15 protein-coding genes are annotated in these 16,808 nt (G+C 75.2%); 11 read left to right on the top strand and 4 right to left on the bottom strand.

Annotated elements, in window-relative coordinates:
• Window positions 1–4: 4 nt before the first annotated feature.
• Both AB7J25_RS10290 and AB7J25_RS10285 read right to left on the bottom strand, forming a co-directional pair.
• Window positions 5–928, bottom strand: coding sequence for an ester cyclase (locus AB7J25_RS10290; RefSeq protein WP_428507541.1), 924 nt, complete (start codon window positions 926–928; stop codon window positions 5–7).
• Between the two features lie 56 nt (window positions 929–984).
• Entirely contained in the window at window positions 985–3,690 is a 2,706-nt protein-coding gene (locus AB7J25_RS10285) for a LuxR C-terminal-related transcriptional regulator (protein WP_428507539.1), read from the bottom strand.
• 177 nt (window positions 3,691–3,867) lie between these two features.
• On the opposite strand from AB7J25_RS10285, the gene AB7J25_RS10280 reads away from it, so the two are divergent.
• The 7 genes from AB7J25_RS10280 to AB7J25_RS10250 all read left to right on the top strand — a co-directional run bounded on the left by AB7J25_RS10280 (window position 3,868) and on the right by AB7J25_RS10250 (window position 11,989).
• The gene (locus AB7J25_RS10280; RefSeq protein WP_428507537.1) at window positions 3,868–4,296 is read left to right on the top strand and encodes an ester cyclase; all 429 of its coding nucleotides are present in this window, start codon (window positions 3,868–3,870) and stop codon (window positions 4,294–4,296) included.
• 72 nt (window positions 4,297–4,368) lie between these two features.
• On the top strand, window positions 4,369–5,667 hold the full coding sequence (locus tag AB7J25_RS10275) for a M16 family metallopeptidase (protein ID WP_428507535.1): 1,299 nt from the start codon (window positions 4,369–4,371) through the stop codon (window positions 5,665–5,667).
• Complete coding sequence (locus AB7J25_RS10270) at window positions 5,667–7,034, top strand: M16 family metallopeptidase (RefSeq protein ID WP_428507533.1); 1,368 nt, start codon at window positions 5,667–5,669, stop codon at window positions 7,032–7,034. The genes AB7J25_RS10275 and AB7J25_RS10270 overlap by 1 nt, the downstream gene beginning before the upstream one ends.
• Entirely contained in the window at window positions 7,031–8,026 is a 996-nt protein-coding gene (gene nudC, locus AB7J25_RS10265; protein ID WP_428507531.1) for an NAD(+) diphosphatase, read from the top strand. Before AB7J25_RS10270 ends, nudC begins: the two co-directional genes overlap by 4 nt.
• A gap of 247 nt (window positions 8,027–8,273) precedes the next feature.
• A complete protein-coding gene (locus AB7J25_RS10260; protein ID WP_428507529.1) occupies window positions 8,274–9,254 on the top strand; it encodes a hypothetical protein in 981 nt (326 codons plus the stop codon).
• 240 nt (window positions 9,255–9,494) lie between these two features.
• A complete protein-coding gene (locus AB7J25_RS10255; RefSeq protein ID WP_428507527.1) occupies window positions 9,495–11,417 on the top strand; it encodes an SDR family oxidoreductase in 1,923 nt (640 codons plus the stop codon).
• A complete protein-coding gene (locus tag AB7J25_RS10250; RefSeq protein ID WP_428507525.1) occupies window positions 11,417–11,989 on the top strand; it encodes a TetR/AcrR family transcriptional regulator in 573 nt (190 codons plus the stop codon). The genes AB7J25_RS10255 and AB7J25_RS10250 overlap by 1 nt, the downstream gene beginning before the upstream one ends.
• A 1-nt stretch (window position 11,990) precedes the next feature.
• On the opposite strand, the gene AB7J25_RS10245 is transcribed toward AB7J25_RS10250, so the two are convergent.
• A complete protein-coding gene (locus AB7J25_RS10245; protein WP_428507523.1) occupies window positions 11,991–12,221 on the bottom strand; it encodes a mycoredoxin in 231 nt (76 codons plus the stop codon).
• Between the two features lie 112 nt (window positions 12,222–12,333).
• Here AB7J25_RS10245 and AB7J25_RS10240 point away from each other — a divergent pair, with 112 nt between their 5' ends.
• The 4 genes from AB7J25_RS10240 (at window position 12,334) to AB7J25_RS10225 (ending at window position 15,517) form a co-directional block, all read left to right on the top strand.
• Window positions 12,334–14,397, top strand: coding sequence for an ATP-dependent DNA helicase UvrD2 (locus AB7J25_RS10240; protein WP_428507521.1), 2,064 nt, complete (start codon window positions 12,334–12,336; stop codon window positions 14,395–14,397).
• A 141-nt stretch (window positions 14,398–14,538) separates the two neighbouring features.
• Window positions 14,539–14,709 (top strand): hypothetical protein, encoded by a 171-nt coding sequence (locus AB7J25_RS10235; protein ID WP_428507519.1) that lies wholly within the window; start codon window positions 14,539–14,541, stop codon window positions 14,707–14,709.
• Between the two features lie 98 nt (window positions 14,710–14,807).
• Entirely contained in the window at window positions 14,808–15,194 is a 387-nt protein-coding gene (locus tag AB7J25_RS10230; RefSeq protein WP_428507517.1) for a WhiB family transcriptional regulator, read from the top strand.
• 125 nt (window positions 15,195–15,319) lie between these two features.
• Window positions 15,320–15,517 carry a hypothetical protein gene (locus tag AB7J25_RS10225; RefSeq protein ID WP_428507515.1) on the top strand — a complete coding sequence of 66 codons (198 nt, stop codon included), beginning with the start codon at window positions 15,320–15,322 and terminating at the stop codon, window positions 15,515–15,517.
• 92 nt (window positions 15,518–15,609) lie between these two features.
• Here the strand turns inward: AB7J25_RS10225 and AB7J25_RS10220 are convergent.
• The coding region (locus AB7J25_RS10220; RefSeq protein ID WP_428507513.1) for an ABC1 kinase family protein at window positions 15,610–16,808 on the bottom strand (1,199 nt) is incomplete at its 5' end.

Below are 16,808 nucleotides of genomic sequence, written 5' to 3'. Positions count from 1 at the left end.
GCGATCAGCCGGCCGGGACGGGAACCGCGCCGATCTGGCGCAGCAGCCCGAGGGTGTCCCAGTGCACCCACTCCTCCACGAACCGGCCGCCGACGATCCGGCTGAGCAGCTGGCCGTCGACCTCGACGCGCCTGCCGGTCGGCTCGACCCCCTCCAGCGGCCCGCGGTGCACCCCGCGCAGCGACCAGTGCGTCTCCACCATGTCGCCCTCCGCGATCTGCTGCTCGATCCGCAGGTCGAACTCGTCGAGGACGCTGCGGTAGCCCTCGACGCGGGCGCGGAACCCGGCCGGGCCGGTGGGCTGGTCGGGGTTGTACGGGTCGTGGTTGACGTAGTCCGGCGCGTAGAGCTCCTCGACGGTGTCCCACCGGGCGCCGTTCCAGATCTCGTCGAACTGCCGCGCGACGAGCTTCTTGTTGTCCTCCGTGCTCACGTCGTCCTCCTCGTGACTGTGACTGCGACTCGCCGCCGACCGACTCCCTCCTGCGGTCGGCGGACGCTCTCGGATCCGGGCCAGCAGGGACGGGACGTCCGCGTGGGTGCGTTCGTGCACCAGCCGTGCGCCGTCCCAGCGCTGCCACAGGGTCGCCCAGCACTCGACGGTCCGACCGGTCGGTGCGACCGTCCCGGCCGGCGTGACGAGCGGGCCCGTGTGCGTGCCGTGCCAGACGATCTCGAGCGCGGCGGTGTCGCCGTTGGTGAGCACGCGGACGACCTCGCCCTCCGCGTCCGGGAACGCCGCCCGCCACGCCGCCAGCGCCTCGAGCACGGCGGCGGCCCCCTCGATCCGTCGCCCGGTCGACACCACCTCGACGCACACGTCCGGCGCCAGCAACGCGTCGACCGCCCCCCGTTCTCCCCGCTCGAACCGTGCGACCGACGCCCGCGCCAGGGTCTCCAGGCGGTGGGCCCCCGTGCCGTCGGTCATGCCGGCACGCTAGGGGCGGCCGCGCGGGTCCCGCCTCGGGCGAATGCCCGGGTTGGTCAGGCGTTGCCGCCCAGGCGGACGGCGAGCTGGGTGCGGGAGCTCACACCGAGCTTGGCGTAGGCGTTGCCGAGGTGGTAGCCGACGGTCTTGATGCTCAGCACGAGCTCGGCGGCGACCTCTCGGTTGGTGCGGCCCGCGCAGACCAGCCGGACGACGGCCCGCTCCTGCGGGGTGAGTACGTCGTCGGCGGCCCCGTCGAGCTGCGCGGCCGAGCCGGCGACCGGGACGCCGCAGGCGGTCAGCTCGGCGTCGCAGCGGTCGAGGAACGGGCGGGCGTGCAGCCGGGCGAACTGCTCCCGGGCGGCGCTGAGCTGTGCGATCGCGGCCCGTCGGCTGCCGGCCCGCCGCAGGAACCGGCCGTGGGCGGCGAGCGCGCGGGCGTGGTCGAGGACGCTCGCCGCGCCGTCCCCGACCCGCAGTGCCTCCTCGAACGCGGCGCGCGCCGCGGCGGGCTCCCGCCGTGCCGCAGCCAGCTCGCCGCGGGCGAGGGCGACCGCGGCCAGCCCCGACCGGCTGCCGCGGTCCCGGCACAGCTCTCCGGTGCGGGCCAGCTCCGCCTCGGCCTCGGCGAGGCGGCCGACCGTGACCAGCGCCGAGCAGTAGTGGCCGATCCAGGTGAACAGGCCGGGCTCGCGCTCGGCGCCGTGCGCCGAGGCGAGCAGCGGGGCCGCGGCCGCGAGCACGGCCTGGGCGTCGCCGCGGAAGGCGCCGAGCCGTACCGCGGCGTTCGCCGCCAGTACGCCGTTCCCGGCGTCGCCCTGGCGCCGCGCCTCCGCCCGCGCGGCGGCCAGGTGCGCCCGCGCCTCGTCCCAGAGCCCCCGGGCGGCCAACGGCGTCACCGACATGCCGTGCGCGAACGCGAGCAGCCAGGTCTGGTCGGTGTCGACCGCGAGGGACTCGGCCTGGGCGGCATGCAGGAGGCTGTCGTCCCAGTGGCCGATCCGGTACTCGACCTCGGCGAGCCAGCCCAGGCCGACGAGGCGGTGGGGATGGGGTTCCCAGCCGGGGCGCGGGACGAAGGGGCGTAGGTCGCGGTGAGCCCCGTCCAGGTCGTCGAGCATCATCCTGACCAGCCCGCGGGCCGCCAGGGCGTCGTACAGCCGCGGGGTGACGTCGGCGGGGTCCTCCGCGAGGGCGGCAAACGCGGCGAGCCCGTCGTGGGGGCGGCCCATGATGGCCAGCTCGGCCCCGTAGGTCCCGAGCATGACCGGTTCGAGCGCTGCCGGGAGGCCGCCCACGGCGAGGGCTCGCTCGGCCCACTGGACGGCGTCGGCGGCGCTGAGGCTCAGCTGGTGGAACTGTGCGACCATGGCGGCGCCTGCCGCGCGGGTGGGCCCGCTGCCCGTCTCCCACGCCGACCGGGCGAGCCGCTCCGCCGTGGCGAGGTCGCCGCCCAGCCAGGCGAGCCGGGCCAGCACGAGCTGCCGCTTCGGGGTGTCGGGCAGGCCCGCGAGCCGGTCGGCGAACCCCGCGGCCTCGGCCGCCTCCCCGGCGGCGAGCAGGAGATCGACGGCGTCGAGCAGCAGCCCGTCGTGCGCCGGGCCCGGCGGGCGGAGACGGGTCGCCGCGAGGAGGCGGTCCGCGCCCAGCGCGATCCGCCCGCCCTCCACGTCGGCGGCCGCCTGTGCCGCCAGCGCGTCGGCCAACTCCGGGTCCGGTCCGGCCGCGGCCGCGGCCCGGTGTTCCAGCGCCGCCACCGGGCCGACCGTCGTGGCGGCGCGCCGGTGCAGTTCGGCGCGCGTGGCCGGGCCGAGCGAGTCGTAGACCGCCGCGCGCACCACCGGGTGGCGGAAGCGCAGCTGCCATCCGTCGGTGTCCTGCCCGGCCTCGACCAGCCCGCTGTCGAGCGCTTCCTGGAGCGCGTCCAGCGGCTCGTCGACCCGCCCGACCGCCGCCGCCCGGCCGAGCGGGCAGCGCGGCCCGAGCACGGCGGCGGCCTCGAGCAGCCGGCGGGCGGGTGCCGGGGCCGCCCGCAATGTGGCCTGCACCGACAGGGTGAACGCCGGGCCCGCTGGCAGCGGACCTCGGCCGCGAAGCTGCGCGTCCGGTGCCGTGAGCAGCGAGGACAGGTGCAGCGGGCTGCCCCCGGTGTGGTCGAGCAGGCGCTCGGCGGAGCGCCGCGACAGCCCGCCACGCCCGAGCAGGCCCGCGAGCTCGCGGATCTCCTCGGCGGTGAGGCCCGGCAGGCCGATCCACGTCCCGCGGTCGCGGGCGAAGCGGAGCAAGCCGGGCGGCAGCCGGTCGGCGGCCTCAGGGCGCAGCGTGAGGATCGTGAGGACGCGGTCCGCGTGCAGCCTGCGCAGGGTGAAGGTCAGCGCGAGCAGCGACGCCCGGTCCGCCCAGTGGGTGTCGTCGACGACCAGCGCGACCGGCCCGGTCTCCTGGACGTCTCCGAGCAGGTGCAGCAGGGCCGCGCCCGCGGTGAACGGTTCGGCGTGCTCCACCCGCGCGTCGCCGTGCCCGAGGACGAGGCGGTCGTACAGGCCGTAGGGCAGCCGCGCCTCCGCCTCGTCCCCGGCGGCGCCAAGGCGTTCCCACCCCGGCGGCAGGGTGAAGGCCGTGAATGCATCCAGCAGCGCCGTCTTGCCGAAGCCCGCCGCACCCTCCACGACGACGAGCGCGGGGCGCCCGGCCGCGGCGTCGGCGGCGCGGGCCTGCAGCACGTCGAGCTCCGCCCGGCGCCCCACGAACACGTCCCCCATGCCTTCCCCCTCGCGTCCGGCCGGGCCAGCCAGGATAGGGACTGCCGGGCGGGCGGTGACAGGCCCGGACGGCGGCCTGCCCGCCCGAGGCCTGGGCGTTCGCCCGAGGCGGTCCGGGCGTGCCCGGGTCTAGCGTCGTCGGCCGTCCCGCCCGACCGCACCACCGGAGGAGCAACCGTGGATCCCGTGAAGATCGTCGAAGCCGCGATCGACAGCTGGAACGGCAAGGACGAGCAGGCCTTCGTCGACCTCTTCCGCCCCGACGCAGAGATCACCGGACCCGGGGGCATGGTCCTGCAGGGCGCCGACGGCGCGCGGGCGTTCTGGCAGGGCTACCAGGGCGCGTTCCCGGACAACCGGGTCGTCGCCCGGGCCGTGTTCGGAGCGGGGGACCAGGCCGTCGAGGAGGCGGCGTTCGAGGGCACGCACACCGCCGCGCTCGTCGGCGCGGACGGCACCGAGGTGCCGCCGACGGGGCGGCGGGTGAGCGTGCCGTTCACCGCTGTGTACGGGCTGCGGGACGGCCGCGTGGCCACCTACCACCTCTACTTCGACCAGGTCGAGCTGCTCACCCAGCTCGGCCTGATGCCAGGGCCGACGTCCTGACCCGGCCGCTCGGTCCCGCGGTGCCCGCATTCCCCCGGCGGCCTGTCGGGGTCGGCGGCTAGTGTCGGCGGCGTGCCGGAGATCGCCCCAGAGCTTGCCCTGCATCGCGCCACGCTGCCCAACGGGCTGAGGGTGCTCCTCGCCCCCGATCCGAACACCCCGGTCGTCGGGGTCGCGGTGCACGTCGACGTCGGCTTCCGGTCCGAACCGGAGGGCCGCACGGGCTTCGCGCACCTGTTCGAGCACCTGATGTTCCAGGGCAGCGAGAGCCTGGAGAAGCTCGCGCACTTCCGGCACGTCCAGGGCTCTGGCGGGGTGTTCAACGGCTCGACGCACCAGGACTACACCGACTACTTCGAGGTCCTCCCCGCCGCCGCGCTGGAGCGGGCGATCTTCCTGGAGGCGGATCGGCTGCGCGCGCCCACGCTGTCGGAGGACAACCTGCGCAACCAGGTGGACGTGGTGAAGGAGGAGATCCGGCTCAACGTCCTCAACCGCCCCTACGGCGGTTTCCCGTGGATCCTGCTGCCGCCGGTCCTCTACGACACGTTCCCCAACGCGCACAACGGCTACGGCGACTTCTCCGAGCTGGAGCAGGCCTCCCTCGACGACGCGGCGTCGTTCTTCGACGCCTACTACGCGCCCGGCAACGCGCAGGTGACGGTCGCGGGCTACTTCGACGTCGACGAGGCCCTGCGGACGGTCGAGAAGCACTTCGGCGACATCCCCGCCCGCGAGACGCCACCCCGCCCGTCGTTCCACGAGCCGCTGCCGGGGGCCGAGCGCCGCCAGGTGGCGCAGGACGCGCACGCCCCGTTGCCGGCGTTCGCGATCGGCTACCGGCTGCCCGATCCCGCCGACCTGGACGCCTACCTGGCCCACGCCCTGCTCGCGTCGGTGCTCGGCGACGGGGAGGCCGCGCGCCTGGAACGCCGCCTCGTCCACACCGACGGGCTGGTCACCGACGTGTCGGCGTCCGCGGGGCTCTTCGGCCCGCTCGACACCCGCGACCCGGACACGTTCACGATCACCGCGGTGCACCGCGCGTCCGTCGAGGCGGACACGGTGCTCGCGGCCATCGACGAGGAGCTCGAGAAGCTCGCCGCGGAGGGCCCGAGCGCGGACGAGCTCACCCGGCAGGTGGCCCGCTGGTCGGCCGCCCTGCACCGCGAGGACGACCGCCTCATGTACCGGATGCTCGGCCTGGGGGCCCGCGAGCTGCTCTACGGCCGCGCCGAGATCACGCTGGAGCTGCCGCAGCGGCTCGCGGCCGTCCGGCCGGAGCAGGTCCGCGACGCGGCGGCCGCGCTGCGCGGCGCGGGCCGCGGCGTGCTGCTGGTCCAGCCCAACGGCGAGGGGGAGGACTCCTGATGGCGCGCGCCACCCACCGCTCGGCGGCCCAGATCGGCCGCACCCCGGCCGGACCGCGGCCGCTGCCGCCGCTCGGCGCCACGCGGGACGTCCCGCTGCCGGACGTCGAGCAGACGATCGTCGCGAACGGGCTGCGCGTCCTCGCGGCCCGCAACCCGAGCGTCCCGATGGTGGAGATGCGGCTGCGGATCCCGTTCGCGGGCTCCGCGCCGGACCACCCGGCGGTCGCCGAGGTGCTCTCCTCCACCCTGCTCGCCGGCACCGCGAGCCGGGACCGCGTCACGATCGACGACCAGCTCGCCGCGGTCGGCGCCGAGCTCGGTGTGCACGTCGACCCGGAGCGGCTCGCCGTCGGCGGCTCCACCCTGGCGGACGGGCTGCCCGCAGCACTGGAGGTCGTCGCGGACGTCCTCACCGGTGCCACCCACCCCGACGCCGAGGTGCTCAAGGAACGGGAGCGGCTCGCCGAGCGGATCCGCGTCGCCCGCGCCCAGCCGAGCACGATCGCCCGCGAAGCCCTGCAGCGACGCCGCTTCGGGGACCACCCGATCACCCGCGAGCTGCCCACGTCGGCGGAGGTCACCGCCGTCGAACCCGGCACCGTCCGGGCGCTGCACGCGGCGTCGGTGCTCCCCGAGGGGGCCATCCTCACCCTCGTCGGCGACCTCGACCCGGCCGCCGCGATCGGCCTGGCCGAGAAGGTCCTCGGTGGTTGGACGGGCGGGCCCGCCCGCGTCCTCGACGCGCCGCCCGCCCTCGTCCCCGGCGACCTGCTGCTCGTGCACCGCCCCGGCTCCGTGCAGTCCCAGCTGCGCCTGTCCGCCCTCGCGCTGCCCCGTGCGGATCCGCGCTACCCGGCCCTCTACCTGGCCAACCTCGTCTTCGGGGGCTACTTCTCCTCCCGCTGGATGGAGAACGTGCGCGAGGACAAGGGCTACACCTACGGCGCCCACTCCGGCATCGAGTTCGTCCCGGACGGCGCGGTCCTCGACGTGTCCACCGACGTGGCGAGCGACGTCACCGCCGCCGCGCTGCTCGAGACCCGCTACGAGCTGGGTCGCCTCGTCGCCGTCCCGCCCACGGCGGCGGAGGTGGACGCGGGCCGTCGGTACGCCGTCGGATCGCTCCTGATCTCCCTGGACAGTCAGGGCGGGTTCGCCTCCACGATCGCGAACCTCGCCGCGGACGGCCTGGACGTGCGGTGGCTGCGCAGCCTGCCGGCCCGGCTGGAGGCCGTCACCGTCGAGGAGGTCGCCGCGGCGGCCCTGGAGTACTTCGCGCCCAGCGCGTTCACCGGCGTCGTCGTCGGTGATGCGGACGTCATCGGCCCGAAGGTCCGCGCGCTCGGTGGGGTCGCGGGGCCGTGACGTTCGTCCTGCTCGGCCCGCCCGTCCTGTCCCGATCGGCGGTCGTGCGCGACGAGCCGCTGCGCACGGACGTCGAACGCCAGGTCGCGGGCTGGCCCAAGGCGCGGCTCGTCGTCGTCGACGCCGAGGGGCGCACGCCCGTACGGTGGCGCGCCGAGCCGTCCGCGGGCTTCTCGGTGGGGGACGCCGGCACGTGGGACGTCGCCTACGGCTCGGGCGGCACCCTGCGCACCCGGGCCACCAGCGGCGACACCCCGTTCGACGGGGCCGTTCTGCTCGGCGAGGCGGACGGCGTCGCGTACTGGGCCGTCCGCGGTGCTGTCGACCTCGCCGCGGAGGACCCGTCGGAGTGGATCGACCTGCGCATGGCCGGTGCCGCCCTCGACGCCCTCGGGGCGGGCTTGTTCACCACCGCCGTCGCCGCGCTGAGCTGGCACGACTCCGCACGGTTCTGCCCGCGCGACGGCGCCCCCACCCGGGCCGGCAACGCGGGCTGGCATCGGGTCTGCGAGAACGGGCACGAGGACTACCCGCGCACCGATCCCGCCGTCATCTGTCTCGTCCACGACGGCGGGCACGGGGAGGGCGCGCGGATGCTGCTCTCCCGCAACGTCGGCTGGCCCGACGGCCGGTTCTCCGTGCAGGCCGGGTTCGTCGAGGCGGGCGAGTCGCTGGAGGCGTGCATCCAGCGCGAGATCGCCGAGGAGACCGGGGTCGTCGTCCGTGACGTGCACTATCTCGGCAGCCAGGCCTGGCCGTTCCCGCGGTCGCTGATGGTCGGGTTCCACGCCGTCGCGGACCCGTCCGGCCCGCTGCGGCCCGCGGACGGCGAGATCGCCGAGGCGATGTGGGTGACGCGCGCCGAGCTGCGCCAGGCGCTGGCCCGCGGGGACTGGAGCGGCACGGGCGACCCGGGGGAGCGGCTCCTGCTGCTCCCGGGGAAGGTGTCGATCGCCCGCTCGATGTTGGAGGCGTGGGCGGCGCAGGGGTGACGGCCCGCTGGTGGCCCCGCCCGTTGGTGGCCCCCGCCCGCTGGTGGCTCGCCCCCGCCCGCTCGAACATATGCTCCACCGCTCACACACAGCCGGTGGTGCTCACACACAGCGCCGACGGTGTGTGTGAGCACCACGGGGTGTGTGCCGGTCGCCGCGACGGGCGGTTGTCCACCTCGCCCCGAGTTGTCCACAGCTGCGGAAATGCACCTGGCGCCGGCCTCGTCGCAGCCCGCAGGCTCGAGACATGGATCTTCTGCCCGGCTTGCACCGGCGCGACGAGCTGCGTGCCGTCGGATACACCAGCGATGAGGTGCGCCGTGCCCGCGCGGCGGGACTGCTGACGTCGTTGCGGCGCGGCACGTACCGGTTCGGCCCGGCGCCGCCCACGCCCGAGGCCGCGCACGCTCTCCTCGTCCGGGCCGCGGTCCGGGAGCTCTCGGGTGACTCCGTCGTCAGCCACGTCTCGGCCGCGGTGCTGCACGGCCTGCCGGTCTGGGGCGTGCCGCTCGACCGCGTCCACGTCACCCGCCCGCGCCGGAACGGGGCACGCTCGGGCGCCCGCGCGGAGGTGCACGCGGCACCGCTCGCGGACGACGAGACGTGTCGGATCGACGGCCTTCGCGTCACGTCCCTTTCGCGCACGCTCGTCGACGTCGCCCGGTGGGTGCCGTTCATGCAGGCCGTCGTCGTCCTCGACGCGGCGTTGCGACGGGCGGCGCTGGCGGACGGCGCACCGGAGGCGGCACCGGGTCCGGCGTGGGCGACGCTGAAGGCCGCGTCGGACGTAGCCCTGCGGCGCGCTCACGGCTGGCAGGGGGCACCACACGCGCGCCGGGCGGCCGCGTTCGCGGACTGGCGCAGCGAGAGCCCGGGCGAGTCGCGCAGCCGGGTCGCGTTGCTGGATGCGGGCCTGCCGGCGCCGGAGCTCCAGGGACGCATCCCCACAGCGCTCGGTGAGCCGCGCGCCGACTTCCTGTGGCGAGAGCAGCGGACGGTCGGCGAGTTCGACGGGCTCGGCAAGTACGGCCGGCTCCTGCGGCCCGGCGAGTCGGTCGCGGACGCAGTCCTGCGGGAGAAGCGCCGCGAGGACGCGATCCGCGCCGAGGGCTGGTGGGTCGTGCGTTGGACGTGGGCGGAGCTCGAGGAGTTCGGCCCGGTCCTCGACCGGCTCCGGCGGGCGTTCTCGGCGGCCGAGCGATCACGCCTGGGTGGCACGCAGAGGTGACATGGATGGCACGGATGGGCCAGAGGCGGGCCGGCGCGAGGGGGCGCTCGCGCCGCCTCACACACCGCAGGGTGCCCGCACACACCGTCGGCGGTGTGTGTGAGCGCCACCGGCTGTGTGCGAGCGGCGGAACAGGTGTGCGGGGCCGGACAAGACGACGGGGTGGGTGCGAGTGCTGGGCGGGACGACACCAGCGCACCCTGCTTGCGCTTGCTGACAACTCGTCTAACAATGGCCGTCATGTCGACGCAGACGGTCGCCACCGACGTGATCACCCGGGACGGGCTGCGCCTCGCGGTGCAGCTCCACGGTGATCCCGGACGTCCGGTCGTGATCGCGGTGCACGGGTATCCGGACGACCACGCGGTGTGGGACGGAGTGGTCGCCGATCTCGCGTCGGACCACCACGTCGTCACCTACGACGTGCGCGGCGCCGGGGCCTCCGACGCGCCGCCGGACCGCGCGGGGTACGACCTGGATCGGCTGGCGGACGACCTCGCGACCGTGATCGACGCCGTGCTCGACGCGCCGACCGACGCACCGACCAGCGCGCGAAACGGCTCCCCCACCGACGCCCCGACCGCCACCCCCGCCGACGCGCCAACCGGCTCCCGCGCCCCCACCGCCGCGCCGACCGGCTCCCGCGCCGGCGCCCCCGCCGCCGCGCCAACCGGCTCCCGCGCCCCCGCCCCCACCGACGCCCCGACCGGACCCCCCGACCCCGGGCACCGCCGGGTCCACCTGCTCGCCCACGACTGGGGCTCGATCGCGTGCTGGCACGCCGTCACCGGGGATCGGCTCGGGGGGCGGGTCGCGTCCTACACCTCGATCTCCGGGCCGTCGCTCGAGCACACCGCCCGGTGGCTGCGCGGGGGTCCGTCGCGCGACACGCTGCGCCAGGCGGCGGCGTCCTGGTACACGGCACTGTTCCGGCTGCCCGTGGTGCCCGAGGCGGTGTGGCGCTCGGGGCTGGCGGCGCGGATCCTCGCCGCGACCGAGGGTGTGCCCCGCCCGGCGACCCGCAACGCCATCAACGGCCTGGAACTCTACCGAGCCAACCTGGGAGCCAACCTGGGCGCCCGGATGGCGAACCCGGGCCACGCCGCCACCGCCGTCCCCGTGCAGGTTCTCGCGCCGGCCGCAGATCGCTACGTCACCCCGGCCCTGCACCGGGTCGCCCGTGGCCACGTGCCGGACCTGCGGATCCGGCGGGTCGCGGGCGGGCACTGGATGGTCCGCAGCAAGCCCGCGGTGGTCGCACGGTGCGTGCGTGAGCTGGTCGCACACGTCGAGACCGGCGTCGAGGCGCCCGCGCTGCGCCGCGCCCGCGACACTCCGGGCCGCTGGCAGGACCGCCTCGTCGTCGTGACGGGCGCGGGATCGGGCATCGGCCGGGCCACGGCGCTGGCGTTCGCCCGGCGGGGGGCGGAGATCGTGGCCGTCGACCGGGATCTGCCGTCCGCGCAGAAGACCGTTTCGAGGGGCGCCACGCCCGGATCGGCGGCCTACCGAACCGATGTCGCCGACGCGGCCGCCATGCAGGAGCTGGCCGAGCGCGTCGTCGCCGAGCACGGCGTGCCGGACGTCGTGGTCAACAACGCGGGCATCGGCATGGCGGGGCCGTTCGCCGACACGACCCTGGAGGACTGGCAACGGATCGTCGACGTCAACCTCTGGGGTGTCGTCCACGGCTGCCGCGTCTTCGGCGGGCTGATGCGCGAGCACGGCGAGGGCGGGCAGATCGTCAACACGGCCTCCGCGGCGGCATATCTGCCGCATCGCAGCCTGTCGGCCTACGCCACCACCAAGGCCGCGGTGCTGATGCTCTCCGAGTGCCTGCGCGCCGAGCTGCACGAGCACGGTGTCGGTGTCACCGCGCTGTGCCCCGGGTTCGTACACACCGGCATCGCGGCCACCGCGCGGTTCGTCGGTCTGGACGACGCGGCTCAGGCCCGGCGCCGGCGCGAGACCGACGCGCTCTACGCGCGGCGCAACTACACGCCCGAGCAGGTCGCGGAGCAGGTCGTCAGGGCGGTGGAGCGCAACCGTGCCATCGCCGCGGTGACGCCCGAGGCGCGGGCGGGGCTGCTGCTCTCGCGGCTCGCACCCGGGGTGTTGCGCGCGATCGCCCGCCGTGAGCTGCCCGTCCCTGGGGAGCCGTGATGACCGTCCCGGCGGGCCCGCGGCGGATGTCGCCGCAACGGCGCCGCGCGCACATCGTCGCGGTGGCGCTGGAGCTGTACCGGCGGCTGCCGCCGGAGCGGGTGTCGGTGGAGGACGTCGCGCGGGCGGCGGGCGTATCGCGTCCACTGGTCTACCGGTACTTCGGCAGCGCCGAGGAACTGCACGCCGCGGCGCTGGAGCAGGTGGTGGACGAGCTCCTGGCCGCCCTCGTCGTCGACCCTGGCGGCGACCTCCTCGCCGACCTCCGCACCGCGCTCGACGTGTTCCTCGACGTCGTCGAGCGACACGCCGTGGGCTACGTCGCGCTGATGCGCAGCGGATCCGTGCTCACCTGGGGCCAGGGCGGTGTGCAGCGGGTACGCAGCCACATCGAGTCGGTGATCCTTCGCCGGATCGGCGACGGGCACCGGCTCGCGGTGGTCGGCTGGATCGCCGCCGTCGAGACGACGTGCGTCCTGTGGCTGCAGGAGCGCCCGATGCCGCGCGCGGCGTTCCGCGACTACCTCGCCGCGCTGCTCGTCGCGATGGTCGGGGTCACGGTGCAGCGGTAGGTCAGGCCGCGGCCGCCAGGCGCTCCTGCACCTGCGCGAGCGAGGGGTTCGTGAGCGTCGAGCCGTCCGGGAACTCGATCAACGGCACGGTCCGGTCGCCGCCGTTGGCGGTGATCACGAACTCCGCCGCCTCCTCGTCGAGGTCGACGTCGACCTCGCGGAACTCGATCGCCGCTCCTGCGAGCTGGATCTTGAGCCGTCGGCAGTAACCGCACCACGTCGTCGAGTACATCGTCAGCACGGTCCGATCAACGCCGTGGGGGCCGCTGCTGCTTCCCGCGCGTGCTGTGCGACCGCTCACCCGGGCCCGCGAGGGCGTCGGCCGCGGGTGCCAGGATGGGGCGGTGAGCGCCCCCGCCCGAGACGGCACCCGCACGGCACTGGACGACGAGCAGCACGCGGCCGTCGAGGCGCCCCGCGGGCCGGTGTGCGTGCTCGCGGGTGCAGGCACGGGCAAGACGCGCACGATCACCCACCGCATCGCGCACCTGGTGCGGGCGGGGCACGTCGCGCCGGGGCAGGTCCTCGCGGTGACGTTCACGACGCGCGCGGCGGGCGAGATGCGCACGCGGCTGCGGGCGCTCGGGGTCGCGGGCGTGCAGGCGCGGACGTTCCACTCGGCGTCGCTGCGCCAGCTGCGCTACTTCTGGCCGCGGGTGATCGGCGGCGACCAGTGGCAGGTGCTGGAGGGCAAGCTGCGGCTCGTCGGCCCGGCGGCGTCGCGGGCGAGGATGGGTACGGACGCGGCGAGCCTGCGCGATCTCGCGGGCGAGATCGAGTGGGCCAAGGCGAGCCTCGTCGCGCCGCAGGACTACGCCGCCGAGGTCGCGCGGCTGCGGCGCACCACTCCGGGCCCGGCCGAGCAGGTCGCCCAGGTCTACGAGGGCTACGAGGAGCTCAAGCGCCGCGCCGAGCTGCTCGACTTCGACGACATCCTGCTGCACACCGCCGCCGCCCTGGAGGAGCACGGCGACGTCGCGCAGGAGTTCCGGGATCGCTATCGCTGCTTCGTCGTGGACGAGTACCAGGACGTCACGGCGCTGCAGCAGCGCGTGCTGGACGCCTGGCTGGGCGCGCGCGACGACCTCACCGTCGTCGGCGACGCGAACCAGACGATCTACACCTTCGCCGGGGCCTCGCCGCGGTACCTGCTGGACTTCCCGCGCCGCTTCCCCGACGCCGCGGTCGTGCGCCTCACGCGCGACTACCGCTCCACACCGCAGGTCGTGTCGTGCGCGAACACGGTGATCGGCGCCGCGCGCGGGCGCGTCGCGGGGGCACGCCTGCAGCTCGTCGGGCAGCTCCCGCCCGGCCCGGACCCGGACTTCGCCGAGTACGACGACGAGCCCGCCGAAGCCGCCGCCGTCGCGGGGACGATCAAGCGACTGGTCGACGACGGCGTCGCGGCGTCGGAGATCGCGGTGCTGTTCCGGATCAACGCGCAGTCCGAGGTCTACGAGCAGGCGCTCACCGAGGTCGGCGTGCCCTACCAGGTGCGGGGCGGGGAGCGGTTCTTCGCCCGGCCCGAGGTGCGCCGCGCGATGTCGGCCATCCGGATGGGGGCCTCGCGCGAAGGGGGTGGCGACCTCGTCGAGGACGTCCGCGCCGTGCTCGAACCCGTCGGACTGACCGCCGAGCCACCCGGCGGCGCGGCGCAACGGGCGCAGTGGGAGTCGTTGCTCGCGCTCGTCGAGGTCGCCGAGGAGCTGGTGGCCGCCGAGCCGGACGCCGACCTGCGCCGGTTCGCGGGCGAGCTGGAGCAGCGTGCCGAGGCTGCGCATCCGCCGACGGTCGCGGGGGTCACGCTCGCATCGCTGCACGCGGCGAAGGGCCTGGAGTGGGACGCGGTGTTCCTCGTCGGGCTCGTGGACGGGACGCTGCCCATCCAGCACGCGGACGGCGACGACGCCGCGATCGAGGAGGAGCGCCGCCTGCTGTACGTCGGGGTCACCCGCGCGCGGCGGCGCCTCACCCTCTCCTGGGCGCTGTCGCGCCAGCCCGGCGGGCGCCGTCACCGTCGCCGCAGCCGCTTCCTCTACGGGCTGATCCCCGACCACCACCCCGCCTCGCGGGTGCCCGAGGGCGGGCGCCGCACGGGCGGATCGAAGCCGCGCTGTCGCATCTGTGGGCAGCCCCTGGTCGGCACGGACGCCCTCAAGCTGCGCCGCTGCGCGGACTGCCCGTCCGATGTGGACATCGAACTGCTGGACCGGCTCAAGGCCTGGCGCACCGCGGAGGCCAAGGAGCAGCAGGTGCCCGCGTACGTCGTGTTCACCGACGCCACGCTCACCGCCATCGCCGAGCAGCGTCCCGCGGACTCCGCCGGCCTCGTGTCCATCCCCGGCATCGGCGCCCGCAAGCTGGACCGCTACGGGGCGGCCGTCCTGGCCCTGCTCGCAGAACACTGACGACACCGCTGCACACACCACTGAACCAGCCACGAATCTCGTCCGTTAATTCGGTTGTGCCCCCGGCCGGGGAGTCCCTAGCCTGCTGACAACGGACGAAGCGCCGCCCGTTGTCATGAGCTTCGGAGAGGAGGGTTTCCGATGATCAGCTGCATCACGCCGACGATCTACGGCACCCCCATGCTCTCCGCGCTCGGAATGCCGCACGCCCTCCCCGTCGCGAAGCCGTGGTTCGGCGTCGTGATCGTGGAGGCGTTCCGCGTCGATGACAACAGCACAGGTGTGTCCGCACCACGGTGGCGCCTTGAGTAGGCGACGCCGCACCGGCCGAAAGGGCCGCGGACCCACCAGGGTTCGCGGCCCTTTTTCTTTGCCCGTTCTCCCAGAGGTACCGACCTAGGAGGTTCGAGGTGCTAGTCCGATCCGCTCCGTTGGACGGCGGAGCGATCACATCAGCCCAGCTCGGCGGCGACCCCGCCGAGGGCGTGGGCGCGCTGCTCGACGCGGCACCCCGCGCCGGGCTCAACCTGCCCTGCCGGTCGGCCGCGGACGCCGACCTCTGGTTCGCCGAGTCGCCCGCCGACCTCGAGCGGGCCAAGCGGCTCTGCCGCGACTGCCCGATCCGGGTCGAGTGCCTGGAGGGCGCCAAGCGGCGCGAGGAGCCGTGGGGCGTGTGGGGCGGCGAGATCTTCGACCGCGGCGTCGTGATCCACCGCAAGCGTCCCCGTGGGCGCCCGAGCAAGGCCGATCTCGCCCGGGACCGTGCCTACGCGGAGTCCGTCGCCGTCTCCGCCTGACCGCGCAGAACGTCCTGGCGAGCCAGGACCGCCAGACAAGAAGGGGAAGCCCGATGACCCACCTCGCCACGATGCCCACCCCCGTCGTCCCGCGACCCACGACGCGCGTCCGAGAGGGAATGCCGATGCTGCTTCATGAAGCTCTCGCCCGGTCCCGAGCGCAGGAGGCCCATGAGGCCGCACGCAGACACCGGCTCGCCCGCGAGGCCCAGCAGGCCGCGCGGGGTTCCCGGCCGGCCCTGCTGCGGGTCCTCCTGGTGCCGCTGCGGCGCACGGCCCGCGCCCGCGCGGCCGCAGCGCGCCGCGCCGCCCGCGCTTCGTGACCGCGTCAAGCCGGATGACCAGACGGCGCGGACCGACGCGCCGCCCGAGAAGCGCCGGTGCCCCGTCCTCCCGCGGCGGGGCACCGGCGCCGTCACGTCCCGGCGGCGGGCTCGCCCACGTCGGGATCGAAGATCCACGGCTGCCAGTGCTGCACGATCCCGCGCAGGGGGACGTCCGCGTCGAGCTGGCAGAGCACGGCGAGCGTCCCCATCGTCACGCGGTGCACGAGCAGGTACTGCCGCGGCAGGTTCAGCTCCAACCCGGTGTCGAACTGCGGGCTGCGCGCGTCGCCCACGCGCTGCGCCTGGCGCTGCAGCCACGGCCGGTCGAACCGGAACATCTCCGTGCGCAGCGGTTCCGCGAACGGCGCCAGGTAGGCCATCGCGTCCTCGCCGGTGGTGCGTGAGCCCGGCAGCACGAAGCCCTCCCGGCGCAGCAGCGCGATGAGCTCGTCCGGGCGGTCCAACAGCGCCAGCCGGGTCATCTCCGACAGCGGCCGCGGCAGGCCGTCCGGCAACCGGGCCACCGCGCCGTAGTCGATCACCAGGATGCGGCCGTCGTCGAGAATCTGGAAGTTGCCCGGATGCGGGTCCGCGTGCAGCAGTCCGACGAGCGCGGGTGCGGAGTAGTGGAACTCGGCGAGCCTGCGTGCGGCCAGGTCGCGCTCCTCCTGCGTGCCGGAGCGGATGACGTCGGAGAGCTTGCGGCCGGTGACCCACTCCGTCACGACCGCCTTGGGGGCGGACGCCACCACCCGCGGCACCTTCACGTGCTCGTCGCCGCTGTAGGCCCGCGCGAACTGCCGCTGGTGCGCGGCCTCGTCGCGGTAGTCCAGCTCCTCGGACATCCGCTCGCGCAGCTCGTCCACCAGCGGCCGCACCTCGACACCCGGTACGAGCGGCTGCAGCACCCGCGCGAGGCGCCCGACCTGGCGCAGGTCCGACAGCAGCGCCTCCTCCGCCCCCGGGTACTGCACCTTGACGGCGACCTCGCGGCCGTCGCGCCACACGGCGCGGTGCACCTGGCCGATGCTCGCCGCGGCGGCGGGGCGGTCGTCGAACTCGGCGAACCGGTCCCGCCAGCCCCGTCCGAACTGCTCGGCGAGCATCCGGTGGACGTCCGCGACCGGCATCGGCGGGGCGGCGGTCTGCAGCTTGACCAGCGCCTCCCGGAACGGGGCGGCGTACTCGTCGGGGACGGCGGCCTCGAACACGGACAGGGCCTGGCCGAACTTCATCGCCCCGCCCTTGAGCTCGCCGAGCACCGCGAACAGCTGCTCGGCGCTCCTGG

The sequence above is a fragment of the Pseudonocardia sp. genome (assembly GCF_050246655.1).
In the GTDB taxonomy this organism is placed as follows: Bacteria; Actinomycetota; Actinomycetes; order Mycobacteriales; family Pseudonocardiaceae; genus Pseudonocardia.
This window is presented reverse-complemented; position numbering and strand designations above follow the sequence as displayed.

Excerpts from the sequence above, each read along its gene's own strand:
- AB7J25_RS10235 (WP_428507519.1), top strand. The coding sequence starts at position 14,539 with ATGATCAGCTGCATCACGCCGACGATCTACGGCACCCCCATGCTCTCC.
- AB7J25_RS10225 (WP_428507515.1), top strand. The coding sequence starts at position 15,320 with ATGCTGCTTCATGAAGCTCTCGCCCGGTCCCGAGCGCAGGAGGCCCAT.
- AB7J25_RS10250 (WP_428507525.1), top strand. The coding sequence starts at position 11,417 with ATGACCGTCCCGGCGGGCCCGCGGCGGATGTCGCCGCAACGGCGCCGC.
- AB7J25_RS10255 (WP_428507527.1), top strand. The coding sequence starts at position 9,495 with ATGTCGACGCAGACGGTCGCCACCGACGTGATCACCCGGGACGGGCTG.
- AB7J25_RS10285 (WP_428507539.1), bottom strand. The coding sequence starts at position 3,690 with ATGGGGGACGTGTTCGTGGGGCGCCGGGCGGAGCTCGACGTGCTGCAG.
- AB7J25_RS10245 (WP_428507523.1), bottom strand. The coding sequence starts at position 12,221 with ATGTACTCGACGACGTGGTGCGGTTACTGCCGACGGCTCAAGATCCAG.
- AB7J25_RS10290 (WP_428507541.1), bottom strand. The coding sequence starts at position 928 with ATGACCGACGGCACGGGGGCCCACCGCCTGGAGACCCTGGCGCGGGCG.
- AB7J25_RS10260 (WP_428507529.1), top strand. The coding sequence starts at position 8,274 with ATGGATCTTCTGCCCGGCTTGCACCGGCGCGACGAGCTGCGTGCCGTC.
- AB7J25_RS10270 (WP_428507533.1), top strand. The coding sequence starts at position 5,667 with ATGGCGCGCGCCACCCACCGCTCGGCGGCCCAGATCGGCCGCACCCCG.